The sequence below is a fragment of the Thalassobaculum fulvum genome (assembly GCF_014652915.1).
Lineage (GTDB): Bacteria > Pseudomonadota > Alphaproteobacteria > Thalassobaculales > Thalassobaculaceae > Thalassobaculum_A > Thalassobaculum_A fulvum.
This window is the reverse complement of record NZ_BMZS01000012.1, coordinates 51,076-72,895: the sequence shown is the minus strand read 5'-3', so window position 1 is coordinate 72,895 and position 21,820 is coordinate 51,076. Positions and strand designations below refer to the sequence as shown.

The following is a 21,820-nucleotide window of genomic DNA, read 5'->3' as shown; positions in this document are numbered from 1 at the left end:
GGAGAACACCGAAACCGCGGCCCGCCGAACGGTCTTGCCAGACCGCCTCCCGCCGTCGTCCTGTTGCAGTCAGGACGACAACGGATCGAGACCCATGCAGCAGGACTACGACTACGTGATCGTCGGCGGTGGCTCCGCCGGCGCGACCCTCGCCGCCCGGCTCAGCGAGGCCCCGAAGACCCGCGTGCTGCTGCTGGAGGCCGGTCGCGACTTCCGAACCGCCGACACCCCCGAGCACATCCGCATCCCCAACCCGCTGCGCGCGATCGGCGACGACGAATACCGCTGGCCGAAGCTGCTGGCCCGCCGCACCGAGCGGCAGGAGCCGAAGCTGCTGTGGCGCGGCCGGGCGATCGGCGGCTCGTCCACCATCAACGGCCAGATCGCGATCCGCGGCATCCCCGACGACTTCGAACGCTGGACCGCGCTCGGCTGCGCCGGCTGGGGGTGGGACGACGTGCTGCCGTACTTCCGCAAGCTCGAGGACGACGTCGACTTCGGCGACGCCCCGTATCACGGCCGCGGCGGCCCGATCCCGGTGTACCGGGCGCCGGTCGAGGACTGGGGCTATGTCGACCGCGCGCTGAAGGGCGCCGCCGAGAGCCTCGGCTATCCGTGGTGCGAGGACCACAACGCGCCGGAGGGCACCGGGGCCTCGCCCTACGCGATCAACAGCCGCAACGGCTACCGGGTGTCGACCAACGACGGCTACCTGGAGTCGGCGCGCGGCCGCGGCAACCTGACGATCGTCGGCAACGCCCTGGTCGACACCCTGACCGTCGAGGGCAACCGGCCGCACGTCAGCGGCGTCAGCGTCCTGATCGACGGCGAGCGGCGCCCCGTCCGGGCGACCCGCGAGGTGATCCTGGCGGCCGGTGCGATCCATTCGCCGGCGATCCTGCAGCGCTCCGGCATCGGCCCGGCCGCGCATCTGAAATCCCTCGGCATTCCGGTCGTGGCCGACCTGCCGGTCGGGGACAACCTGCTCGACCACCCGATCCTCGGGATCCTGCTGCACCTGCGGGGCGACGCCCGGGTCGGCACCCGCATGCACCGCCACACCAACTGCTGCCTGCGCTATTCGTCCGGGCTGGCCGGCGCCGGCGCGAACGACATGATCATGATCGCCGGCAACCTGCGTTCCGAGGGCGAGGGCGACCTGGCGCGCGGCCGCATCGCCGTGTCGGTGTACCAGGCGTTCAGCCAGGGCACCGTGCGCGTCGTGTCGCCCGACCCGACGGTCGACCCGGCGGTCGAGGAGCGGATGCTGTCGGACGAGAGCGACCTGATCCGCATGCGCGACGGCATCCGCCGGCTGCGCGACATCGGTCGCCAACCGGCGGTGGCGGCGATCGCCGAGCGTGTCGAGTACGGCGCCTCCGGCCGCTCGATCGAGGACGAACTCACCGGGGCCGGGCTCGACGACTGGATGATGGCGGAGTGCTCGGACGCCCAGCACGCCAGCGGAACCTGCCGGATGGGGGCGGCCGACGACCCGCGCTCGGTCGTCGACCCGGACTGCCGGCTGGTCGGCTGCAGCGGGTTGCGGGTAATCGACGCCTCGGTGATGCCCGAAGTGGTGCGGGCCAACACCCACCTGACGACCGTGATGATCGCCGAGAAGATGGCCGACGCGCTGAAGCGCGGCCGCTGAGACTGAAGCCGGCCGTGCCGCCGGCGGCCGGCCCGCTCGAGGGGAGACGCCGATGGCGGCTTCGAGCAGACGGCAGACCGCCCGCGCCGTCCTGGCGCTGCACCCGCGCAGCCATGCCGACGAACTGGGCATCGATGTCGCACGGAACACCCCGGCGGCCCTGTACCAGTGGCTGCTGGTGTCCCTGCTGTTCAGCGCCCGGATCCCGGCGACCCAGGCACAGAAGGCCGCGGCGGCCCTGTTCGGGCAGGGCTGGCGGACCCCGGCGAGAATGGTCGCCTCCAGCTGGGAGCGGCGGGTCGCGGTGCTCAACCGCTCCGGCTACGCCCGCTACGACGAGAGCGCCGCCCGCTACATCGGCGACACCACCGGCCTGCTGATCCAGCGCTATGGCGGCGACCTGCGGCGGTTGCGCGACGCCGCCGGGCGCGACCCGGCGCAGGAGCGCACGCGCCTCAAGGACTTCAAGGGGATCGGCGATGTCGGGGCCGACATCTTCTGCCGCGAGGCCCAACTCGCCTGGGAGGAGCTGTACCCGTTCGCCGACCGCAAGGCCCTGGCGACGGCCAGCCGGCTCGACCTCGGCGACGATGCCGCGGCGCTGGCGGCGCTGGTCGAGCTGCGCGACCTCCCGCGGCTGCTGTCGGGACTGGTCCGGGTCGGGCTGCACCGCCAGTTCGACGAGGTGATGCGTCGGGCCGGCTGCGCGGATCGAGCCTGACCGGCGCTTTGTTCGCGGTTTCGGACGGCTGCGATGCCGGACCGAGCATTGCCGGGCGACTCCCTTGACCCTAGCCTGCGCCGGTCAATCCATGCCCCAGGAGGCCCAGTTGCAACGAGCCGGTGGCCTTCCGGGCGCCCTGCCCATCCTGATCGCCGCCTCGGTCATGCTGACCGTGGCCATGGGCATCCGGCAGAGTCTCGGCATCTTCATGCCGCCGCTGACCGCGGAACTGGCGATCTCGGTCGCCGACTTCGCGTTCGCCATCGCCATCCAGAACCTCACCTGGGGTCTGTGCCAGCCGTTCGCCGGCTGGCTGGTGGCGATCTGGGGGTTCCGGCCGGTCCTCGTGACCGGCGCCGTACTCTATGTCGCCGGCATCGCCCTGCTGGCCAAGGCCGGCGGCATGACGACGATCATGCTCGGCGCCGGCCTGCTGGTCGGCGTCGCGATGGCGTTCGCCTCGGCCTCGATGGCGCTGTCGGTCGCCGCCCGGGTGGTGTCGCCCGCACAGCGCAGCACCGCCCTCGGCATCGTCACCGCCGCCGGGTCGGTCGGCGCCCTGATCGCCGCCCCGATCGGGCAGGTCCTGTCCGTCGACCACGGATGGCGGGCCGGCGTCCTGGGCTTCCTGATCCTGGCGCTGGCGATGATCCCGTCGGCCTGGATCGCCGGCCGGGTCGACCGGCGCCCGGCGCCACCGGTCACCCCCGGCGGCAGCGACCGGCTGACGGCGCGCGACGCCCTGGTGGCGGCGGCCCGCAACGCGCCGTTCGTGGTGATGACGCTGTCGTACTTCGTGTGCGGCATGCAGCTGGTGTTCCTGACGACCCACCTGCCGTCCTACCTGCTGCTGTGCGGCCAGGATCCGCTGCTGAGTGCGACCGCGCTGGGCACCATCGGCGGCTTCAACGTGCTCGGCAGCCTGTTCTTCGGCTGGGCCGGCGGCCGCTGGTCGAAGCCGGTACTGCTGGGCGGCATCTACATCTGCCGGTCCGCGACCATCGCCTGGTACTTCCTACTCCCCCCGACGCCCGAGACCACGGTACTGTTCGCTGCCATCATGGGATTCCTCTGGCTCGGCGTGGCGCCGCTGGTGGCTGGTGCGGTCGCCGAGATGTTCGGCCTGCGGTGGCTGGCGATGCTGCAGGGCGTCACTTTCCTCAGCCACCAGTTCGGCAGCTTCCTCGGCGCGTTCGGCGGCGGCTGGGTGTTCGACACCCTGGGGTCCTACGACCTGGCCCTGCAGCTCGGGGTCGGCCTCGGCCTGTTCGCCGGCGTCGTGCAGATCCTCTCGACCCTGATCAGGCGCCCACCGGCGATCCAGCCGGCGTGAGCGTCAATCGCCTTGTCGTTGCCGCACGTACCAGTCGGCCGGCTTGCCGGCGTTGGTAACCGGCAGGGCCGCCCCGAAACTGAACGAACGCGGGATCTCCACCGGCTGCAGGCGGCTTTCAAGCCAGGACGACAGCTGGTCGTTCAAGAGGCCGTCACCGACCGTGTCCGGTGTCGGCACGACGAACGCCTTCAAGCGGCCGCCCTCCTCCAGACGCATCAGGCGGACCGCCGCGTCGGCAACCGACGGGTGTTCCAGAAGAGCCATGCGGACCCGGCCCGGAAACACGTTCACGCCGCCGACCTGCACTGCCCCGTCGATGCGCGAACCGACCCGGAATTCCCGCTCTCCGAGCCACTCCACGAAATCCGGGACCTCGGCGGGTTCGCCTGCGTTCCCGAACCGGATGATCGACCGGTCTCTCTCGGCGACGCGGCTCCAGTGCGGCATCAACGAAAAGGGTTCATCTGGCGAACGTCGCAGGCCGATGCCGGCGGTCTCCGACGCCCCGTAGACCTCGACCATGCTCGCCACGCCGGCCGCCCGCAGTCGCCGCCAGATGGCCGGCTTGCAGGGTCCGGTCGACGTCACCACCGATACGTCCTCGGCAACCTGCACCGGGATGCTGGTCGCCAGATCCAGGTAGGCCGGATGTGCCACCACCAGGTCCCCCGGCTGCGTGCTCCGCAGGAGTCCGGCCGGCCCGGTGCCGCGAAGGTCGACGACCGGGATCCCGAGCGTCGCCGGCAGCATGAACGTGAACAGGAAGCCATAGATGTGGTGCGTCGGCTGGACGCCGACGATCCGGCGCCGGTCGGCGAACAGGTCTGCCAGCACATCCAGCTCGCAGCGCAGATCCGCCATGGAATGGGTGCACGGCTTCGGGTCGCCGGTCGATCCCGAGGTCGTGAAGGTAACGGCGTGATCCCACGCCGCGCGGGACCGAACGATCGTTTCCGACCATTCCTTCAGTCCGCGCCGGGCGAGCAGCAGATCGCCCAGACCGGATTCATGGACATGGAAACACCGGCTGAGCTCCGTCGCTAGGTTCAAGAGCTCGAGCGAGTCGGCGGCGCCGGTGCCCTCCGGTTCTGCAAGGGGCACGACCTGGCCCGGCCGAAGCCGGGCAAGTGACGCGTGGACGAGATCGCGAACGACGGGCTGAACCCGCTCCGCGGTCCACCAGGGGGCACCGGTCGCCATCGGATCAGACCCGCTTGACGAAGATCCAGTTGCTGTCGCCGGTCAGCGCCCGCTTCATGTGCACCTTCACCTTGGTCGGTGCCATGTTGTAGTCGAAGGTGTACTCGAACATCACGTTGAGGTTCTTGTTCTTCACGCCGTCCTGGAAGCGGCCGAAGAACTGCGGGGTCTTGGTGCAGGGCGCCACGTCGGTGAAGAAGTTCTTGCCGATGACCGCCTTCGGGTCGCGGCCGGTGATGGCCCCCTCGGTGGCGTTGTACTGCAGGATCTTTCCGTTGTCGTCGAGCTGGATGGCACCGAAGGCGAGACTGTCGACAGCGCCCTTGCCGAGCTTCGCCACCGCGTTCTCGATATCGCCCTGACCAAACGAGACCAATTCCATCGCCGTCTACCTTTCTGGTTGGTGATGGGCGTGTCTACGCAGCAGCGTCGAAACCGGATTATCCGGAACGAACCTTTCTCGGTTCCCCCTTGACGGCCACCGCCTCCAGGATAAAGTAAGTAAATAGTCACTTATTGATTCGTGGTCAGGTCATGCCCAGACGCCCCGACACCCGCCAGCGCATCGAGCGCGCCGCCCTGTCCCTGTTCGCCGCCAAGGGGGTCGACGCGACCACCACCAAGGACATCGCGGCCGAAGTCGGCATCTCCGAGGGCGCGATCTACCGTCACTTCCGCAGCAAGGACGAGCTGACCTGGCACCTGTTCTCGACCCACTACACCGACCTCGCCCGGCACATCGACGCGGTGATGGCCGAGTCCGGGGGCCTGGCCGACCGCATCGACCGGACGGTCGCTCTGTTCTGCGGGCTGTTCGACCGGGAACCCGACCTGTTCGCCTTCATCCTGCTGTCCCAGCACGGCCAGTTGGGGCGCGTGACCGAGGACATGCCGACCCCGGTCGAGAGCCTGCGGCGGATGTTCCATGACGGCATCGGCCGCGGCGAATGCCGGGGCACGGACCCCGACCTGATGGCCGCCATGGCCTTGGGACTGGTCACCCAACCGGCGACCTTCGCCATCTACGGGCGGATCGCCCGCCCGCTCGGCCGGCTGGCTCCGGCCCTGGCGGACGCGGTCAAGCGCGCGGTCCTGGCATGACGTCCCTTGCTGTCGCCCCCCTGCTGGACCGGATGCCGAACCTGCGGTTCCGGACCCTGGGCGGCCGGCATTTCTGGGCCGACATCGCCATCACGCCTTCCCATCGGATCCAGCGCAACGTCTGGACCGGGCACTGCCGGTTGCTCGACGGCGGCGACCGCCGCCTCGTCGCGGGCAGCCTCGAGCGTTGCCGTGCGGCTGCCCAGTTGCTGGCGGAGGGCCATGCCGCCGGCGGGACCCTGATCGTGATGCTGCACGGGCTGTATCGCTCCGGACACTGCTTCGGGCCGCTGCAGCGGCGACTGCGGGACGCCGGGCGGCCGGTGATCGCCCCGAACTACCCGAGCGGCCACGCCTCGCTGCCGGAACTCGGCCGCTGGCTGAACGATCTGATGACGGGCCTCGACGGCTATTCCAGCGTGATCTTCGTCACCTACAGCCTCGGCGGGCTGGTGCTCCGTGCGGCGCTCGCGGCCGACGACGGTTGGCGCGATCGAATGCCGGTCGCGGGCATCGTGCAGATCGGACCGCCGAACCGGGGCGCCCGGGCCGCGACATTGCTGCGCAGCCTGACGGCCGGTACCGGGATCGCCGGTCCGGCGGCCGGTGCGCTGTGCGACCCGATCGATCTGCCGGAGCCGCCGCGCGGGATCCCGGTCCTGGTGATCGCCGGCGGCACCGGCGGCCGGGTCGGGTTCAACCCCTTCCTGGAGGGCGACGACGACGGCCTGGTCCGGGTCACCGAAACCCGCCTGAATCGGCCGCACCACTTCCGTCGCGTGAAGACCCTGCACGGCCTGCTGATCGGCCACCCGGAGGTCCAGCGGCTGGTCTTGGCGTCGATCGCGGCCTGGGCCGCGTCCGGTCAGCCGTCGGCGGTCGGCCCGTTCCCCGGCCGCTCGTTCCCCGGCCGCTCATTCCTGGCCGGCGGCCACAGCACGATGTCGAGGTCGTCGACGCCTTGTCCGTGATGGATGAAATCGTTGCAGAGCGCCGCGAACGTGCTCCAGTGCACCGGAGGCGGTACCAGATTGGCTCCCTCGCTCGACACCAGGATGTGCACGTCGTAGCGGTAGCGCTGGGCGAACGCCCGGAGCCCCCGCATGCCCGGATCGCGCTGCACCCAGCCGCGCGGATTGACCTCCATGATCACGAACGGCGCCCGCTCGAACCGGAACAGGAAATCGCCGATGCTGGCGATGATCTCCGGCTCGGCGCCCTGCACGTCGAGCTTGAGGATGTCGATCCGGTCGAGGTCCGACAGCTGCTGCTCCAACGTCGAGACGGGAACCATCCGTGACGGATGCAGGCGCGGCTCCGGCACGATGCTGTGGATGGCCCGGTTCTCCTCGCTGGTGAACAAGGTCGCCGCACCTTCCTGACCGCCGATCGCGCAGTCGCGGATGTCCAGATCGACCCCGTTGATGCGGGCGTTTCGCGTCAGCACCTCCCGGTTCACCGGATCCGGTTCGAACGAGATCACCCGGCCGGTCGGACCAGCGGCTTTCGCCGCGGTAATGGAGAGCAGCCCGATATGGGCGCCGACGTCGACGAACACCCGGCCGGGTTTCATGAGATGGGACACGACCCGGAGGACCGGCGGGTGCCAGACCAGGCCGCGCTGGAGATAGGAGGACACCGGATCGCCTTGGCGGAACACCCGCAGGTCGACCCCGCCCTCTACGACGCCATCGATCAGGTGCAGGGGCGTTTCGGTGAGCAGATCGCTGGTTTCTGTCGATCGCATCATGACCAAGTGGGACCTTAGCCCCGCCTGTCAAGGTTGAGCAACCCGCCGCCCGCCGCGGCCGGCACGGGTCGATCAGGGCCGCGAGGGCCTCTTCGGCGACTGCCCCGACGCCAGACGCGACCGGACCGCGTCCGCCAGCAGCGGCCCCAGATCGATGGCGTTCGAAGGGTGTCGGATCGAGTTGCAGGTGACCGTCCGCCCGGCGCCCGCGGCGGCGATCTCGCGGAAGGCGTCGCCCGCGAAGACGGCGTGGACGCCGATGCAGACCGGTGCCGCCAGGCCGGCGCGCCTCAGGTGGCCGATGGTCTCGATCATCGTCCGGCCGGTCGAGACGATGTCGTCGACCAGGACCGGCGTGTGGTCCCGCCAGCGCACGACCTCCGGGACCGAGACCTCGACGTCGCGGTCGCCGCGGCGGGTCTTCTCGAGCACCACATACGAAGCGGCGGCGTCCCGGGCGACCGCCGACACCCATTGCTCGCTCTCGCTGTCCGGCCCGACCAGCAGCGGCCGCGGCACCTCCCGGCGGATCCACGCGGCGATCGCCGGCGCGGCATGCAGGACGTCGGCGGGAGCCGCGTAGATCTCGGACAGCGAAGACCGGCGGTGCAGATGCGGATCGACCGTGACCAGCCAGTCGATCCAGGGGTCGAGCAGTCGGGCGAAGATCGCCGAGCTGATCGCCTCGCCCGGCTGGAACCGCTTGTCCTGGCGCATGTAGCCGAGATACGGGCACACCAGTCCGACCCTCTCGGCCCCCAGCTCGCGCGCCGTCGCCGCCGCGAACACCAGCGGCAGCAGGCGGTCGTCGGGCCGGTCCAGAGTGCAGACCAGGACCACCTGTCTTCCGGCCACCTCGGTCAGCAGCCGCACATAGGTCTCGCCGTCCGGGAACCGGCGGACCTGCAGCGCGCCCGCCTCGGCGCCGAGCCGGGCCGTGAGATCGGCCGCCAAATCCTCGTTGCCCGGCAGCGGCAGGACGAGCGGTCGCATCAGGCCTCCTCGACCCGCACCGCGAGCGGATGGGTCGACACGTAGTCCAGGGCGTAGTCGAGCTCGCCCTGGGACTCCGCATGCAGGGTGAACAATGGCTCGCCGGCCGCCACCGTCTGGTTCAGCCGGACGTGCAGGTCGAGACCGGCAGCTTTCGCCGACGGCGCCCCGGCGAGCTTCGCCGCCTTGGCGATCGCCCGGTTGTCGATGCCGGTCACGCGGCCGCCCTTCGCCGCCGTCACCGGATGACGGTAGGCGGCGACCGGCGGCATCCGCATCCCGCCCTGGGCCTCGCAGATCGCCTGGAACTTGCGCCAGGCCCTGCCGTCCGCCAGCACCGCACCGGCGGCAGCGGCGCCGGCCCCAGCAGCGGCGGCCCCGCCGAGTTCCAGCAGCGCCCCGGCCAGCGCCAGCGCCCGGTCGCGCAGGTCGGCAGGCGCGTCGGCCCGGTCCTGCAGGACCGCCAGCACGTCGCGCGCCTCCAGCGCCGGGCCGATGCCGCGCCCGACCGGCTGGCGGCCGTCGGTCCGGATGCACCGTACCCGCATGCCGAGGCTGGTCCCGACGAGCGTCAGTGCGGCCTCCAGCCGCGCCGCGTCGACGTCGCTCCGCACCTTCGCCGTCGGACCGACCGGCAGGTCCAGGACCAGATGGGTCGAGCCGGCCGCCGCCTTCTTGGACAGCACCGAGGCGACCAGCTGTCCCTCGCTGTCGATGTCGAGCGCCCGCTCCACCCGGATCAGGGTGTCGTCGATCGGGCTGAGACGGACCGCACCGCCCCACACCACGCAACCGCCCTCCTGCTCGACCACGCGCCGCATGTCGGGCAGGTCCAGGTCGACCGGAGCCATGGTCTCCATGGTGTCGGCGGTCCCGGCCGGCGAGGTGATGGCGCGCGACGAGGTCTTCGGCATGGTGAGGCCGCAGGCGGCGACGATCGACACCACGATCGGCGTGGTCCGGTTGCCGGGCAGGCCGCCGACGCAGTGCTTGTCGACCACCGGCCCGGCGCCCCAGTCGAGCCGGTCGCCGGAGGCGACCATCGCACGGGTCAGTTCCAGCATCTCGCGGTCGTCCAGCCCGCGCGCCGCACACGCCGTTATGAACGACGCCAGATGGATGTCGGAATACCGGCCGGCACCGATGTCGCCGATGATGGTCGCCAGCGCCCGGTCCCCGAACCGGCTGCCGTAGATCTTGGCGCGCAGCAGGCTGAGCGAGTCGAGCGGTGCGGGATGGCTGAAGAACACCTCGTCGCCCTCGGCGACCCCGAGCCGCTGCCAGGCCGACTCCGACAGCCCGACCTCGAGCGGCCGCAGCAGCCCGCTGACGACCTGGTTGATCGTCGCAATGGCCGACGCCGTCCGGCTGCGCACCCGGACCCGCGGGTGGGTCAGGAAGCCCTCGGCCCGGCAGACCGGGCAGTCCTGCCGCATGTAGACGACCGCTTCCTGGTGGGTGTCGATGCCGAGGCGCCGGACCCGCAGCCCGCGGTGCGACCCTGCCCCCGGAAGTTCCGACGGTCCGGTCATGGCTCAGCCCAGCTCCACGACGCTGCCGTCTTCGGGGATCTCGCACGACCAGCCGAGATCCTCCGCGATCCGCGCCCGAAGCGCGGCCGGGGCGTCGCCCTCGCCATGCACCACGAAGGTCCGGCGCGGCGGCTCCCGGAACCCGTCGAGCCACCGCATGATCTCGTCGGCGTCGGCGTGCGACGACAGCCAATGCAGGTTGGCGACCTCGGCGCGCACCGGCACCATCCGCCCGTGGATCTTCACCGCGTCGGCGCCGGCGATCAGCTTGGCGCCGCGCGTGCCGCCGGCCTGGTAGCCGGTGAACAGGATGGCGTTGCGCGGGTCCGGGGCCAGGTGCGTCAGGTGGTGCAGGACCCGGCCGTCCATCGCCATCGGGCTGGCCGACATCACCAGCTTCGGCGTCGGGTCGGAGTCGAGCGCCCGGGACGCCTCGTCGTCACGGACATAGGTCGCGAGATTGCAGGCGGCCCGGCACTCGGCGGCGGTCAGGCGGTGGTCGGCCAGGTGCCGCCCGAAGATCTCCCCGGCGTTGATCGCCCGCGGGCTGTCGACGACGACCGGGACGTCCGGGATCCGGCCCTCCGCCTTCATCCGGTACAGGTGGAACAGCATGGTCTGGGCGCGGCCGGCGGAGAAATCGGGGATCAGGATGGTGCCGCCGCGGCCGACAACCCGGTTGATGATCTCGACCAGCCGGTCCTCCGGGTCTCCCGGCTCGTGGATGCGGTCGCCGTATGTGGACTCGACCACCAGGACGTCGGCGCGCTCCACCGTCGCCGGGTCGAGCATGGTCGCGCTGTTCCAGCGGCCGAGATCGCCGGAAAACAGGAGGCTGGCGCCGGCGACGTCGAGCGCGACCGAGGCCGATCCCAGGAGATGGCCGGACGGCCGGAAGTGCAGCGTCGCCCCGCCGTCCAGTGCCCAGGGTTCGCCGAACGGCACCGGCACGAAGCGCTCGAGCGCCGCCATCGCGTCGGCCTCGGAGAACAGCGGCAGTGCCGGGTGGTGCCGCGAGAAGCCCTGCCGGTTGGCATACTCGGCGTCGCGCTCCTGCAGGTAGCCGGTGTCGCGCAGCAGGATCTCGCACAGGTCCCGGGTCGCCGACGTCGCGTAGACCGGACCGCGAAACCCGTCGCGCACCAGGATCGGCAGATGCCCGGAATGACTCAGATGCGCATGGGTCAGCACCACTGCGTCGAGCGATACCGGCTCGAACGGCAACGGCTCCCAATTGCGGCCGCGCAACGGCTTGAAGCCATGAAACAGCCCGCAGTCGACCAGGATCCGGCGACCCGGCGCATCGACCAGGAACTTGGAGCCGGTGACCGTGCCGACCCCGCCGTAGAAGCCGAGACTGACCGTCATGCCGCCGTCCTCCCGCTGCAGGCTGCCCGCATCTTGGCACGTGGCTCAGCAGATGCGAGGCAGCTGTTCGCCGCTCAGCATGTCGACCACCCGGTCGACGCCGAGCGGACCACGGCAGGTCACCCGCCCGGCCGGGCCGTCGCGCACCTCGCCGATCGCCACCGCCCCCGCCGACACCGGATGGTCCCGCAGTATGGCGACCGCCCTGTCGACGTCCGCGGGGTCGACGATGGCCAGGAACCGCCCCTCGTTGGCGACATGGAGCGGGTCGAGGCCCAGCAGCTCGCACGCCGCCGCCACGTCGTCGCGGACCGGCACGGCGGCCTCGTCGAACGCCAGCGCCAGGCCGGCGGTCTCGGCGATCTCGACGGCGGCGCTGGCCAGGCCGCCGCGGGTCAGGTCACGCAGGCAGTGGACCGCGACCCCTGCCTCCAGCAGGGTCAGGACCGGTGCCGCCACCGGCGCGCAGTCGCTCTCGATCACGGTCTCGAACCCAAGGTTCTCGCGCGCCGCCATCACCGCCATGCCGTGCCGGCCGATGTCGCCGCTGAGGATCACCGCGTCGCCCGACCGCACCGCCGCCGGCCCGACCGGCGCCGGCGCCACCACCCGGCCGATGCCGGCGGTGTTGACGAACAGGCCGTCGGCCTTGCCGCGGTCGACCACCTTGGTGTCGCCGGTGACCAGCCGCACCCCGGCCGCGCGCGCGGCGTCGCGCATCGAGGCGACGGCCCGCCGCAGGGTGTCGAGCGGCAGCCCTTCCTCCAGGATCAGCCCGACGCTTAGGTACAGCGGCCGGGCGCCGCACATCGCCAGGTCGTTGACCGTGCCGTAGACCGCCAGGGTGCCGATGTCGCCGCCGGGGAAGAACAGCGGGCGGACGACGTAGCTGTCGGTGGTGAACGCCGCCGGCCCGCCGACCTCGACCACCGCGCCGTCGTGACGCCGGTCGAGCTCGGCATCGTCGAAGGCCGGCCGGATGACGGTGTCGAGCAGCCGCGCCATCGCCCGGCCGCCGCCGCCATGCGCCATCTGCACGGTCTCGCCGTCTCCTGTCGGCAACGGGCACGACATCGGGAACTCCGGACCGCTCATCGCCGCCCCCCGGCGACCGCGGCCGCCCCGCGGTAACGGTAATAGGCGGCGCACGCGCCCTCCGACGACACCATGGTGACGCCCAGCGGATGCTCGGGCGTGCAGCGCGTGCCGAACGCCGGGCAGTCGGTCGGCCGGCGCTCGCCGCGCAGCACCGCACCGCTGATGCACTCGCCGGCGGCCTCCGCCTCCAGCAGGACCGGGCCGAACCGGCGCTCGGCGTCGAACCCGGCATAGGCCTCGGCGAGACCGAGACCGCTGTCGGCGATGTCGCCGATGCCGCGCCAGCGCCGCGGCACGACGCGGAACACCTCGCGCATGGTCGCCATTGCCGCCCGGTTGCCCTCGCGCCGGACCGCCCGGGCGTACTGGTTCTCGACCTCGGCGCGTCCCGCCTCGAGCTGGCGCACGCACCAGTAGACGCCTTCCAGGATGTCGACCGGCTCGAAGCCGGTGACCACGACCGGAACCCGGTAGGACGCGGCGATCGGCTCGTACTCCTCGAACCCCATCACAGTGCACACGTGGCCGGCGGCCAGGAAGCCGTCGATCCGGTTGCCCGGCGCCTCCAGGATCGCCCGCATCCCCGGCGGCACCAGGACGTGCGACACCAGCATCGAGAAGTTCCCCAGGCCCTCCCGCCGGGCCAGCACCGCCGCCATCGCGTTCGCCGGGGCCGTGGTCTCGAAGCCGACGGCGAAGAACACCACCTCGCGCTCCGGCTCGGCCCGCGCGATCGCGACCGCGTCGGCCGGCGAGTACACTACCCGGACGTCGGCACCACGGGACTTGGCGGCCAGCAGGTCGCCGGCGCTGCCCGGCACCCGCAGCATGTCGCCGAACGAGCACAGCACGACGCCCGGCCGGCCGGCGATCTCGATCGCCTTGTCGACGTACTCGACCGGGGTGACGCAAACCGGGCAGCCGGGGCCGTGCACCAGCGACAGGCCGTCGGGCAGCAGCTCGTCGATGCCGAACCGGACGATGGCATGGGTCTGACCGCCGCACACCTCCATCAGCGTCCAGGGCCGGGTCGCGGTCCGGGCGATGGCGTCGGCGAGCCGCCGGGCCGCCGCCGCGTCGCGGTACTCGTCGCGGAACCTCATGCCGCACCGTCCTCCTCGACGACCAGCTCGCCGATCTCCTCCAGGTGCCGGAACACCCGCTCGGCCTCGGCCTCGTCGATCACCGTGATGGCGAAGCCGACATGCACCAGCACGTAGTCGCCGACCTGCGCCTCCGGCACGAAGGCGAGGTTGATCTGCTTGACGATGCCGCCGAAGTCGACCCGGCCGACCCGCAGGATCGGCTCGTCGCCGGCGACGTCGAGAACCCGGCCGGGAACCGCCAGGCACATGGTCAGGCCTCCTTCCTCGGGCGCCACGCGGCCCAGGCGGCCTGCCCGACAGCGATCCCGCCGTCGTTCGGCGGCACCCGGCCATGCCAGAACACCTGGCGGTTGGCGGTGCGCAGCCCGGCGACCGTCGCTTCGGTCAGGCAGCGGTTCTGGAAGCAGCCGCCGGTCAGCACGATCCGCTGTGCTTCCAGCCGGACCGCGACGGCGACGATCGCCCGCGCCAGACCGTTATGCAGGGCCTCCGAGACCGCCGCCGGCGGCATTCCGTCCGCCCGGTCCGCGAGCGCCGCGACGACGGCCGGTCCCCAGTCCACCACCAACGGCGCCGTACCGCGCTCGACCACCGGCATGTCGTAGCTGCGCCCGGTCCGCGAGCCCTCGGCCGCCCATTCCAGCGCCGACGCCGCCTCGCCTTCGTAGCTGGCGCGCTGGACGAGGCCGCACAGCGCCGCGAAACCGTCGAACAGCCGGCCGGCGCTGGTGGTCCACGGCGCGTTCAGCCCGCGAGCCAGGGCGTTTCGCAGGACCTCGCGCTCGGCCGGCGCAAACGCTGCGACCGCGGCGAGGCGGGTCATCCCGAACGCCCCCCGTCCATAGACCTCGGCCAGCAGGCCGAGCGCCGAGCGCCGCGGCTCGCGCGCCGCCGCCTCGCCGCCCGGCAACCGGAACGGCCGCAGGTGCGCGACCCGCTGCCAGCCGGCCTCGGTGATCCGGATGAACTCCCCGCCCCACACCGTGCCGTCCGGGCCGTACCCGGTGCCGTCCCAGGCCACGCCGAGCACCGGCGGCGCCAGGCCGTGCTCGGCCATGCAGGCGGCGACATGCGCGACGTGGTGCTGCACCGCCACGACCGGCACGCCCGCCTCCTCCGCCGCCCGCGACGACGCGTAGTCCGGGTGCGCGTCGCGGACCGCCAGCCGCGGCCGGGCCTCGTGCAGCCGGGCGACGTCGTCGAGCGCCTGACGGTAGGCGTCCCGGGCCGGCCCGGTCTCCAGGTCGCCGAGATGCTGGCTGGCCACCAGGTTGCCGCCGACGGTCAGCGCGACGGTCGCCTTCAGATGCGCCCCGAAGGCCAGGATGCCGTCCGGCAGGCCGCCGTGAACCACCGGGTTCGGCGCCAGGCCGCGGGCCCGGCGCAGGACCTGCGGCCGACCGCACATGACCTGCACCACGGAGTCGTCGACCGGACGGACGATCGGCCGGTCGTGCACCAGGAACAGTTCGGCGATCCCGGCCAGCCGCCGCAGCGCATCGTGCTCGTCGGTCGCGATCGGCTCGTCGCCGCGATTGCCGCTGGTCGCGACCACCGGGAAGCCGAGATCGTGCATCAGCAGGTGATGCAGCGGCGCGTACGGCAGCAGGGCGCCGAGACGAGGGTTGTCGGGCGCCACCGACCGGGCGAGCCCCGACTGCGCGGCCCGTCGGATCAGCACGATCGGTCGCGCCGGATCGCCGAGCAGCCGCTCCTCCTCGACCTCCGGCCGGCAGGCCTCGCGGACCGTCGCCAGGGTCGGGAACATCATCGCGAACGGCTTGGACGGACGGGCCTTCGCGGCCCGCAAGCGCCGGACCGCCGCCTCGTCGCGGGCGTCGACCAGGAGGTGGAACCCGCCGATCCCCTTGACCGCGACGATCTTCCCGGCGCGGATCGCGGCCGCGGCGGCCTGCAGCGCGTCGTCGTCGCGCGCCAGCGACGTGCCGTCGGGGCTCCACAGGTCGAGACGCGGCCCGCACCCGGGACAGGCGTTCGGCTCGGCGTGGAATCGGCGGTCGGCCGGATCATCGTACTCCCGTTGGCAGGCCGGGCACATCGCGAACCGGTGCATGCTGGTGCGCGACCGATCGTAGGGCACGGCCTCGACGATGCTGTAACGCGGTCCGCACCGGGTGCAGTTGACGAACGGGTAGCGGTGGCGGCGGTCGGCCGGGTCGAACAGCTCGCGCAGGCAGTCGTTGCAGGTCGCAAGGTCGGGCAGTACCCGGGCAACGTGCGCACCCCCGGTCTCGCTGTCCCGGATCGCGAAGCCCGAGCCGCCCACAGGCTCTGTTTCGTCGAGATCCACCCCGTCGATCGATGCCGGTGCCGGCGACCGGTGCAGCACCGTGTCGACCAGGACCGAAAGCCTGTCGGCCGGGCCTTCGGCCTCGATCGCCACGCCGGCCGCGGTATTGCGCACCCAGCCGGCGAGTCCGAGCGCATTGGCGGTGCGATGCACGAACGGCCTGAACCCCACGCCCTGCACGGCGCCGCGCACCACCATGCGCAGCCGCCGGCGCTCGCCGGGTCGTGCCTGCCCCAGGGGTCCGGCCGCCGGCATCGCCGTCAGGTCTCGATCTCGACGCTCTCGAGCACGATGTCCTGCGCCCAGGGCGCCGTCTGGTCCTCGGACAGCTCGATCTGCAGCCGCGCGCCCTCGGCGATCGACCCGGCGGCGGCCTGCTCGAAATGCTCGGTGAAATGCTCCGCCGACATGTGGCTGAGGGCACCGAGCCGGACCGACACGCCGACCACCTTCACGGCACGGTCGGCGGCGGCGACCTCCTCGATCCGTCGCATCAGGCCGGTCATCAGCGAGGCTTCGTGCATGGTCAGCTCCCAACGTCGGCCGGCTGTTCGATCTCGCAGCACAGGCGTTCCTGGACCTGCGGGATCGCCTCGGCAACCGCATCCGACAGCGGCGCCCCGGTCTCGAACCCGGCCCCCTCGATCGCATACACCACGCAGCGCGCCGGCAGTTGCCGCAGCGCCCGGGCCAGCTCGATCGCCTCGGCCAGGCCGAAGCCGTGGGTCGACAGCCCGAAGGCGGCCTGCGGCAGCGGAGCGGCCGCGGCGTCGAACCGACGGACCGTGCCCGGTTCCGCGCCCGAGGCACAGGCGTCGACCAGATAGGCCGCTTCGGCCCCGTCCATGTGCGCCAGCAGCGCCGTCGCCTCGCCGTCCGCCTCGACGACCTCCACATCGGCCGGCAGCCGGCCATCGAGGCTGCGCGCGACCAGCCGGCCGACTCCGTCGTCGCCCCGGTCCGGGTTGCCGATGCCTATCACGATGCGCCGCCCGCTCACGCCGTCACTCCCGGTCCATGTCGAGGCGCAGGAAATGGGTCGCGCAGGAGATACACGGGTCGTAGTTGCGCACGGTCTGTTCGCAGCGGTGCTGCAGGGCCTCGTCGGGAAGGTCCAGGAAGCTCTCCACGTAGCTCGCCAGATCCTCCTCGATGCTCGCCTGGTTCTGCGAGGTCGGCGGCACGATCAGGGCGTCGGCGATGCTGCCGTCGGCCTCCAGCCGGTAGCGGTGGTACAGCAACCCGCGCGGCGCCTCGGTCGCCCCATGACCGGTCGCGGCATAGCCGGTCGCGGCACGCGGCTCGACCGGGACTGCCGGCGCATCCGGCTCCCGATAGCTCTCGATGATCCGCAGCGCCTCGTCGCAGGCGTACAGGGTCTCGACCGCGCGCACCACGATGCTCTGGTACGGGTTGCGGCAGGTGGAGCCGAGCCCGGCTTCGCGCGCCGCCTGCCGGGCCAGCGGCGACAGCCGGTCGAAGTTCAGGCTGTAGCGGGCCAGCGGGCCGACCAGATAGGCCGAGCCGTCGGCTCGCATCCGCGACTGCAGCGCCGTCGAGTGCCGGACGTGGATCTCCTGGAAATGCGCGTCGTACTCGGCGGCAGCGATGTCCAGGCCGCGGTTCGAGACGATGCGTCCCTCGTTGAACGGGTACTCGTCCGGATGACGGAGCGCCACGAAGGTGTAGTCGCGCTCGCGGTCGGGAATGTCGAAGCCGGCCACCCAGCGCACGGTCTCCAGCGCCGCGTCGCGCGCGCCTTTCAATCGTTCGGCCAGGTGCTGCAGGTCGCGCCTGCGCGGCACCTTGTAGAACCCGCCGACCTTGACGTTGATCGGGTGGATCTCCCGGCCGCCGACCGCGGTGAGGATCTCGTTGCCTACCTTCTTCAGGTCGAGGCCGCGGCGCACCACGTCGCCATGGTCCTTGGCCATGTGGATCGCGCTGTCGTAGCCGAGGAAATCCGGCGCGTGCAGCATGTAGACGTGCAGCCCGTGGCTCTCGATCCACTCGCCGCAGTACAGCAGCCGGCGGAGGTCGCGCAGCGGGCCGTCGACGGCCACGCCGAGCGCGTTCTCCATCGCGTGCACCGCGCTCATCTGGTAGGCGACCGGGCAGATCCCGCAGATCCGCGCGGTGATGTCCGGCGCCTCGCTGAAGGCGCGGCCGCGCAGCAGCGCCTCGAAGAACCGCGGTGGTTCGAAGATGCTGAGCGCCGCCGACTGCACCTTGCCGTCGCGCACCACCACCTTCAGCGCGCCCTCGCCCTCGACGCGCGCCATGTAGTCGACCTTGATGGTCTTACGGGCCATGGCGCTCGCTCTCCTCGCGGAACGCCGGTGCGGCGGCGTTGAAGGTCCGGTAGACCCGCCGCAGCGCGTCGGCATCCATGCCCTGTTCCTGCAACTTGTCGCCGAGAGCAGCCGGGTTCGGGGTCTCCTTCGGGCCGTAGCAGCCGTAGCAGCCACGGTCGTAGGACGGGCACAGCGCGTTGCAGCCGGCATGGGTCACCGGCCCCAGGCACGGGGTGCCGTGCGCCACCGTCACGCAGACGTTGCCGCGCAGCTTGCACTCGACGCACACGCTGTGGGCCGGGGTGACCGGCCGCCGCCCGGCCAGGAACGCCGCGATCACCTCGACCAGCTGGTGCTTGGAAATCGGGCAGCCGCGCAGCTCGAAGTCGACCGGGACATGCTCCGCGATCGGCGTCGAGGTGGCCAATGTGTCGATGTAGTCGGGCCGGGCGTACACCACCGCCGCGTACTCGGCGACGTCGGCGAAGTTGCGCAGCGCCTGGATGCCGCCGGCGGTGGCGCAGGCGCCGATCGTCACCAGGGTGCGGGCCCAGCGGCGCACGTCGCGGATGCGCTCGGCGTCGTGCGGCGTGGTGATCGAGCCCTCGACCAGCGCCAGGTCGTAGCGGCCCTTCACGTCGCCGCGGGTCGCCTCCGGGAAGTAGGCGATGTCGACGGCGCCGGCGACCGCCAGCAGCTCGTCCTCGCAGTCGAGCAGGCTGAGCTGGCAGCCGTCGCAGGATGCGAATTTCCACACACCGAGCCGGGGCTTTCGGGCCGTTTCCGCCACGTCAGATCTCCCTCGCCCCGAGGATGCTCCGGATGCGGTCGTACCGGAAGACCGGCCCGTCGCGGCACACCAGCACAGGCCCCATCTGGCAGTGCCCGCACAGCCCGACCGCGCACTTCATGTTGCGCTCCATCGACAGATAGATGGCGTCGTCGGCGACCCCGGCATCCTGCAGCGACGCGATCGCGAACCGCATCATGATCTCCGGCCCGCACACCAGGGCGACAGTGCTAGACGGCTCGAAGGCCGAGCGCGGGATCAGCGTGGTCACCACGCCGACATGGCCGCGCCAGTCGCCGACCGCGTGGTCGACCGTCACCTCGATGTCGATGTCCAGCCGGCGCCGCCAGGACTCGAGCTCGCGACGGAACAGGATCTCCTCCGGGCTGCGGGTGCCGTACAGCAGCACGATGCTGCCGTAGCGCTCGCGCTCGGCCAGCAGCCGATAGAGCGCCGGGCGCAGCGGTGCCAGGCCGAGGCCGCCGGCGATCACCACCACGTCGCGGCCGACCGCCTGCTCCATCGGCCAGCCGACCCCGAACGGCCCGCGCAGGCCCAGCACCTCGCCGGGTCCGAGCCGGGCCAGCGCGGTCGAGGCCGGACCGACCGCGCGGATGGTGTGCACCAGGCGGCTCGGGTCGGCCGGATCGCCGCTGACGCTGATCGGCACCTCGCCGACGCCGAAGGCCGTCAGCATGTTGAACTGGCCCGGTGCGAACGCCGGCGGCCCGCCCTCCGCCATCTCGATGTCGAGCGTCCACACCGCCGGCCCGTCGCGCCGGCGACGGCGGGTGCGGGCGATACGCGGCAGCATCGGGTCGAAGATCGTCACGGCGGCGTCAGCCGTTGGGACCGTAGACGTCGAGGATCTGCAGCCGGGTGTTCTGCAGGCGATCGACCAGCACCGGGACGAACCGCTTCATCATCTCGTAGCCGAGATCGTGGTCGGCCTCGCACTTCCGGCGCAGGCACGCGGCGTCCATGGCGATCGCCCGGACCAGCTCGACCGCCTTGGCGTCGTAGGTCCAGCGGTAAGGCGGGATCAGCCAGGAGACGCCGACGATCTCGCCCTCGCCGACGGTCTGGAACGTCACCGCGCCGCGCCCGGGGGCCGCCACCTCCAGCGCCACCCGGCCGTGCCGCAGCAGGTAGAACTGGTCCGCCGGCTCGCCGGCCCGGAACAGGTACTCACCGGCCTCGAAGCGGACGTTCTTGGCGCAGCCGCAGACCACGCCGCAGGACTCTTCGTCCAACCCGGCGAAGAACCGGTGCTCGCGCAGGATGCGATCGAGACCGTGGGCTTCCATGACCGTCCTCCCTCAGTTGGGTCCATCGCCCCGGATCGCACGCACCTCTTCGGTGATGTCGATCCCGACGGGACACCAGGTGATGCAGCGCCCGCAGCCGACGCAGCCCGACATGTCGAACTGGTCGTGCCAGGTCGCCAGCTTGTGGGTCATCCACTGGCGATAGCGCGATCTGGTGCTCGACCGCACGCTGCCGCCGTGGATGTAGGAGAAATCCATGGTGAAGCAGGAATCCCAGCGCCGCGACCGCGCGCTCTCCGCGCCGGTCAGGCCGCTGGTCTCCTCGACCGTCGTGCAGAAGCAGGTCGGGCAAACCATGGTGCAGTTGCCGCAGCTAAGGCAGCGATCCGCGACGTCGTCCCAGCGCCTGTGCTCCAGGTTGCGCATCAGCAGGTCGCGGACGTCGTCCGACCGCATCTCGCGGCCCATCGACGCCGCCGCGCGCTCGACGACGGCCGCGGCGGCGGCAATCTCGGCGGCCGCCGCCGGCCGGTGCGGCAGCTCCGCCAGGACCGCCTGACCCGTGTCCGTGCCGGTCTCGACCAGGAAGCGGTGGCCGTCGCCGTCCAGCAGCTCGGTCAGCGACAGGTCGAAGCCGGCCGTCGCCTTCGGCCCGGTCTCCATCGACACGCAGAAGCAGGTGCCGCCGGCCCGGCCGCAGTTGACCGCGACCAGGAACGCGCCCTCGCGCCGTGCCCGGTAGTGCGGGTCGACATAGGCACCGCCCATCAGCACCCGGTCCTGCACCGCGATCGCCTGCAGCTCGCAGGCCCGCACGCCGACGAACGCCAGCGGCTCGGACGGCATCGGATCGGCCTCGATCCGCACGCCGTCGCCGCTCTTGGTGCCGTGCCACAGCTCGACCCGCGGGGCGTGCAGGAACTGCCTCCAGGATTGCGGCCCGACCACGTAGCCGAACAGCGCCCGGTCGTCGCGGCGCAGCAGGCGGTAGTGCCCGCCGTCCTGCTCGTCAGTCCAGCCCTCGGGGAGATCGGCTGGGCTGTCGAGGTCGTCGTAGACGATCGCCTTGTCACGGACGGTCGGGCCGACCACCCGGTAGCCGCGCCGCTTCAGCGCCTCGAACAGCGCCGACAGGCCATCGACGTCCAGGACGACCGGTTCGCTATTGGCCATGGCATCTCCCACGTCCAGCGTCTCCCGCGACCAGGATCAAACCACACCGTGACCGTCGACGAAACGGCCGCACAATGCCGCACGAACCGTGACGGTACGATGGCAGCGCGAACTCAGCGGCC

General features: G+C 71.7%; 22 protein-coding genes. 5 read left to right on the top strand and 17 right to left on the bottom strand.

Features of this window, described 5'->3' with window-relative positions; translation table 11 throughout:
* The first annotated feature begins 94 nt into the window (after positions 1–94).
* The 3 genes from IE246_RS23240 (at position 95) to IE246_RS23230 (ending at position 3,711) form a co-directional block, all read left to right on the top strand.
* On the top strand, positions 95–1,654 hold the full coding sequence (locus tag IE246_RS23240) for a GMC family oxidoreductase (protein ID WP_189994195.1): 1,560 nt from the start codon (positions 95–97) through the stop codon (positions 1,652–1,654).
* A 52-nt stretch (positions 1,655–1,706) separates the two neighbouring features.
* Positions 1,707–2,375, top strand: coding sequence for a hypothetical protein (locus tag IE246_RS23235; RefSeq protein ID WP_189994193.1), 669 nt, complete (start codon positions 1,707–1,709; stop codon positions 2,373–2,375).
* Positions 2,376–2,484: 109 nt separating this feature from the next.
* Positions 2,485–3,711: an MFS transporter gene (locus tag IE246_RS23230; RefSeq protein WP_229837459.1), complete on the top strand. Its 1,227-nt coding sequence runs from the start codon at positions 2,485–2,487 to the stop codon at positions 3,709–3,711.
* Positions 3,712–3,714: 3 nt separating this feature from the next.
* Here the strand turns inward: IE246_RS23230 and IE246_RS23225 are convergent, their stop codons facing one another.
* Complete coding sequence (locus IE246_RS23225; protein WP_189994190.1) at positions 3,715–4,914, bottom strand: AMP-binding protein; 1,200 nt, start codon at positions 4,912–4,914, stop codon at positions 3,715–3,717.
* A 4-nt stretch (positions 4,915–4,918) separates the two neighbouring features.
* Positions 4,919–5,296, bottom strand: coding sequence for a photoactive yellow protein (gene pyp, locus IE246_RS23220; protein WP_189994188.1), 378 nt, complete (start codon positions 5,294–5,296; stop codon positions 4,919–4,921).
* A 152-nt stretch (positions 5,297–5,448) separates the two neighbouring features.
* On the opposite strand from pyp, the gene IE246_RS23215 reads away from it, so the two are divergent.
* On the top strand, positions 5,449–6,015 hold the full coding sequence (locus IE246_RS23215; protein WP_189994186.1) for a TetR/AcrR family transcriptional regulator: 567 nt from the start codon (positions 5,449–5,451) through the stop codon (positions 6,013–6,015).
* Positions 6,012–6,986: a hypothetical protein gene (locus IE246_RS23210; RefSeq protein ID WP_189994184.1), complete on the top strand. Its 975-nt coding sequence runs from the start codon at positions 6,012–6,014 to the stop codon at positions 6,984–6,986. The genes IE246_RS23215 and IE246_RS23210 overlap by 4 nt, the downstream gene beginning before the upstream one ends.
* On the opposite strand, the gene IE246_RS23205 is transcribed toward IE246_RS23210, so the two are convergent.
* From IE246_RS23205 to IE246_RS23135, 15 genes are all read right to left on the bottom strand, one after another.
* Positions 6,881–7,765, bottom strand: coding sequence for an FkbM family methyltransferase (locus IE246_RS23205; RefSeq protein ID WP_189994182.1), 885 nt, complete (start codon positions 7,763–7,765; stop codon positions 6,881–6,883). The two genes, IE246_RS23210 and IE246_RS23205, sit on opposite strands and share 106 nt — an antisense overlap.
* 72 nt (positions 7,766–7,837) lie before the next feature.
* Positions 7,838–8,758 carry a ribose-phosphate pyrophosphokinase gene (locus IE246_RS23200; protein ID WP_189994180.1) on the bottom strand — a complete coding sequence of 307 codons (921 nt, stop codon included), beginning with the start codon at positions 8,756–8,758 and terminating at the stop codon, positions 7,838–7,840.
* Positions 8,758–10,290, bottom strand: a complete 1,533-nt coding sequence (locus tag IE246_RS23195) for a thymidine phosphorylase family protein (RefSeq protein WP_189994178.1) — start codon at positions 10,288–10,290, stop codon at positions 8,758–8,760. The genes IE246_RS23200 and IE246_RS23195 overlap by 1 nt, the downstream gene beginning before the upstream one ends.
* A 3-nt stretch (positions 10,291–10,293) precedes the next feature.
* On the bottom strand, positions 10,294–11,658 hold the full coding sequence (locus IE246_RS23190) for an MBL fold metallo-hydrolase RNA specificity domain-containing protein (RefSeq protein WP_189994177.1): 1,365 nt from the start codon (positions 11,656–11,658) through the stop codon (positions 10,294–10,296).
* A 45-nt stretch (positions 11,659–11,703) separates the two neighbouring features.
* The gene (gene hypE / locus IE246_RS23185; protein WP_189994176.1) at positions 11,704–12,753 is read right to left on the bottom strand and encodes a hydrogenase expression/formation protein HypE; all 1,050 of its coding nucleotides are present in this window, start codon (positions 12,751–12,753) and stop codon (positions 11,704–11,706) included.
* Positions 12,750–13,859: a hydrogenase formation protein HypD gene (hypD, locus tag IE246_RS23180; RefSeq protein ID WP_189994175.1), complete on the bottom strand. Its 1,110-nt coding sequence runs from the start codon at positions 13,857–13,859 to the stop codon at positions 12,750–12,752. Before hypD ends, hypE begins: the two co-directional genes overlap by 4 nt.
* Entirely contained in the window at positions 13,856–14,110 is a 255-nt protein-coding gene (locus IE246_RS23175) for a HypC/HybG/HupF family hydrogenase formation chaperone (RefSeq protein ID WP_189994174.1), read from the bottom strand. The genes hypD and IE246_RS23175 overlap by 4 nt, the downstream gene beginning before the upstream one ends.
* Before the next feature lie 2 nt (positions 14,111–14,112).
* Positions 14,113–16,428, bottom strand: coding sequence for a carbamoyltransferase HypF (hypF, locus tag IE246_RS23170; protein WP_189994173.1), 2,316 nt, complete (start codon positions 16,426–16,428; stop codon positions 14,113–14,115).
* Between the two features lie 5 nt (positions 16,429–16,433).
* Positions 16,434–16,697 carry a hydrogenase maturation nickel metallochaperone HypA gene (locus IE246_RS23165; protein ID WP_189994171.1) on the bottom strand — a complete coding sequence of 88 codons (264 nt, stop codon included), beginning with the start codon at positions 16,695–16,697 and terminating at the stop codon, positions 16,434–16,436.
* Between the two features lie 2 nt (positions 16,698–16,699).
* Positions 16,700–17,173, bottom strand: a complete 474-nt coding sequence (locus IE246_RS23160; RefSeq protein ID WP_189994169.1) for a hydrogenase maturation protease — start codon at positions 17,171–17,173, stop codon at positions 16,700–16,702.
* A 4-nt stretch (positions 17,174–17,177) separates the two neighbouring features.
* Positions 17,178–18,485 carry a Ni/Fe hydrogenase subunit alpha gene (locus IE246_RS23155; protein ID WP_189994167.1) on the bottom strand — a complete coding sequence of 436 codons (1,308 nt, stop codon included), beginning with the start codon at positions 18,483–18,485 and terminating at the stop codon, positions 17,178–17,180.
* Positions 18,475–19,257, bottom strand: a complete 783-nt coding sequence (locus IE246_RS23150; protein WP_189994164.1) for an NADH-quinone oxidoreductase subunit B family protein — start codon at positions 19,255–19,257, stop codon at positions 18,475–18,477. The genes IE246_RS23155 and IE246_RS23150 overlap by 11 nt, the downstream gene beginning before the upstream one ends.
* A gap of 1 nt (position 19,258) precedes the next feature.
* Positions 19,259–20,089, bottom strand: a complete 831-nt coding sequence (locus IE246_RS23145) for an FAD/NAD(P)-binding protein (RefSeq protein ID WP_229837458.1) — start codon at positions 20,087–20,089, stop codon at positions 19,259–19,261.
* A gap of 7 nt (positions 20,090–20,096) precedes the next feature.
* On the bottom strand, positions 20,097–20,564 hold the full coding sequence (locus tag IE246_RS23140) for a cyclic nucleotide-binding domain-containing protein (RefSeq protein WP_189994163.1): 468 nt from the start codon (positions 20,562–20,564) through the stop codon (positions 20,097–20,099).
* Between the two features lie 12 nt (positions 20,565–20,576).
* Entirely contained in the window at positions 20,577–21,698 is a 1,122-nt protein-coding gene (locus IE246_RS23135) for a 4Fe-4S dicluster domain-containing protein (RefSeq protein ID WP_189994161.1), read from the bottom strand.
* Between the last annotated feature and the right edge of the window lie 122 nt (positions 21,699–21,820).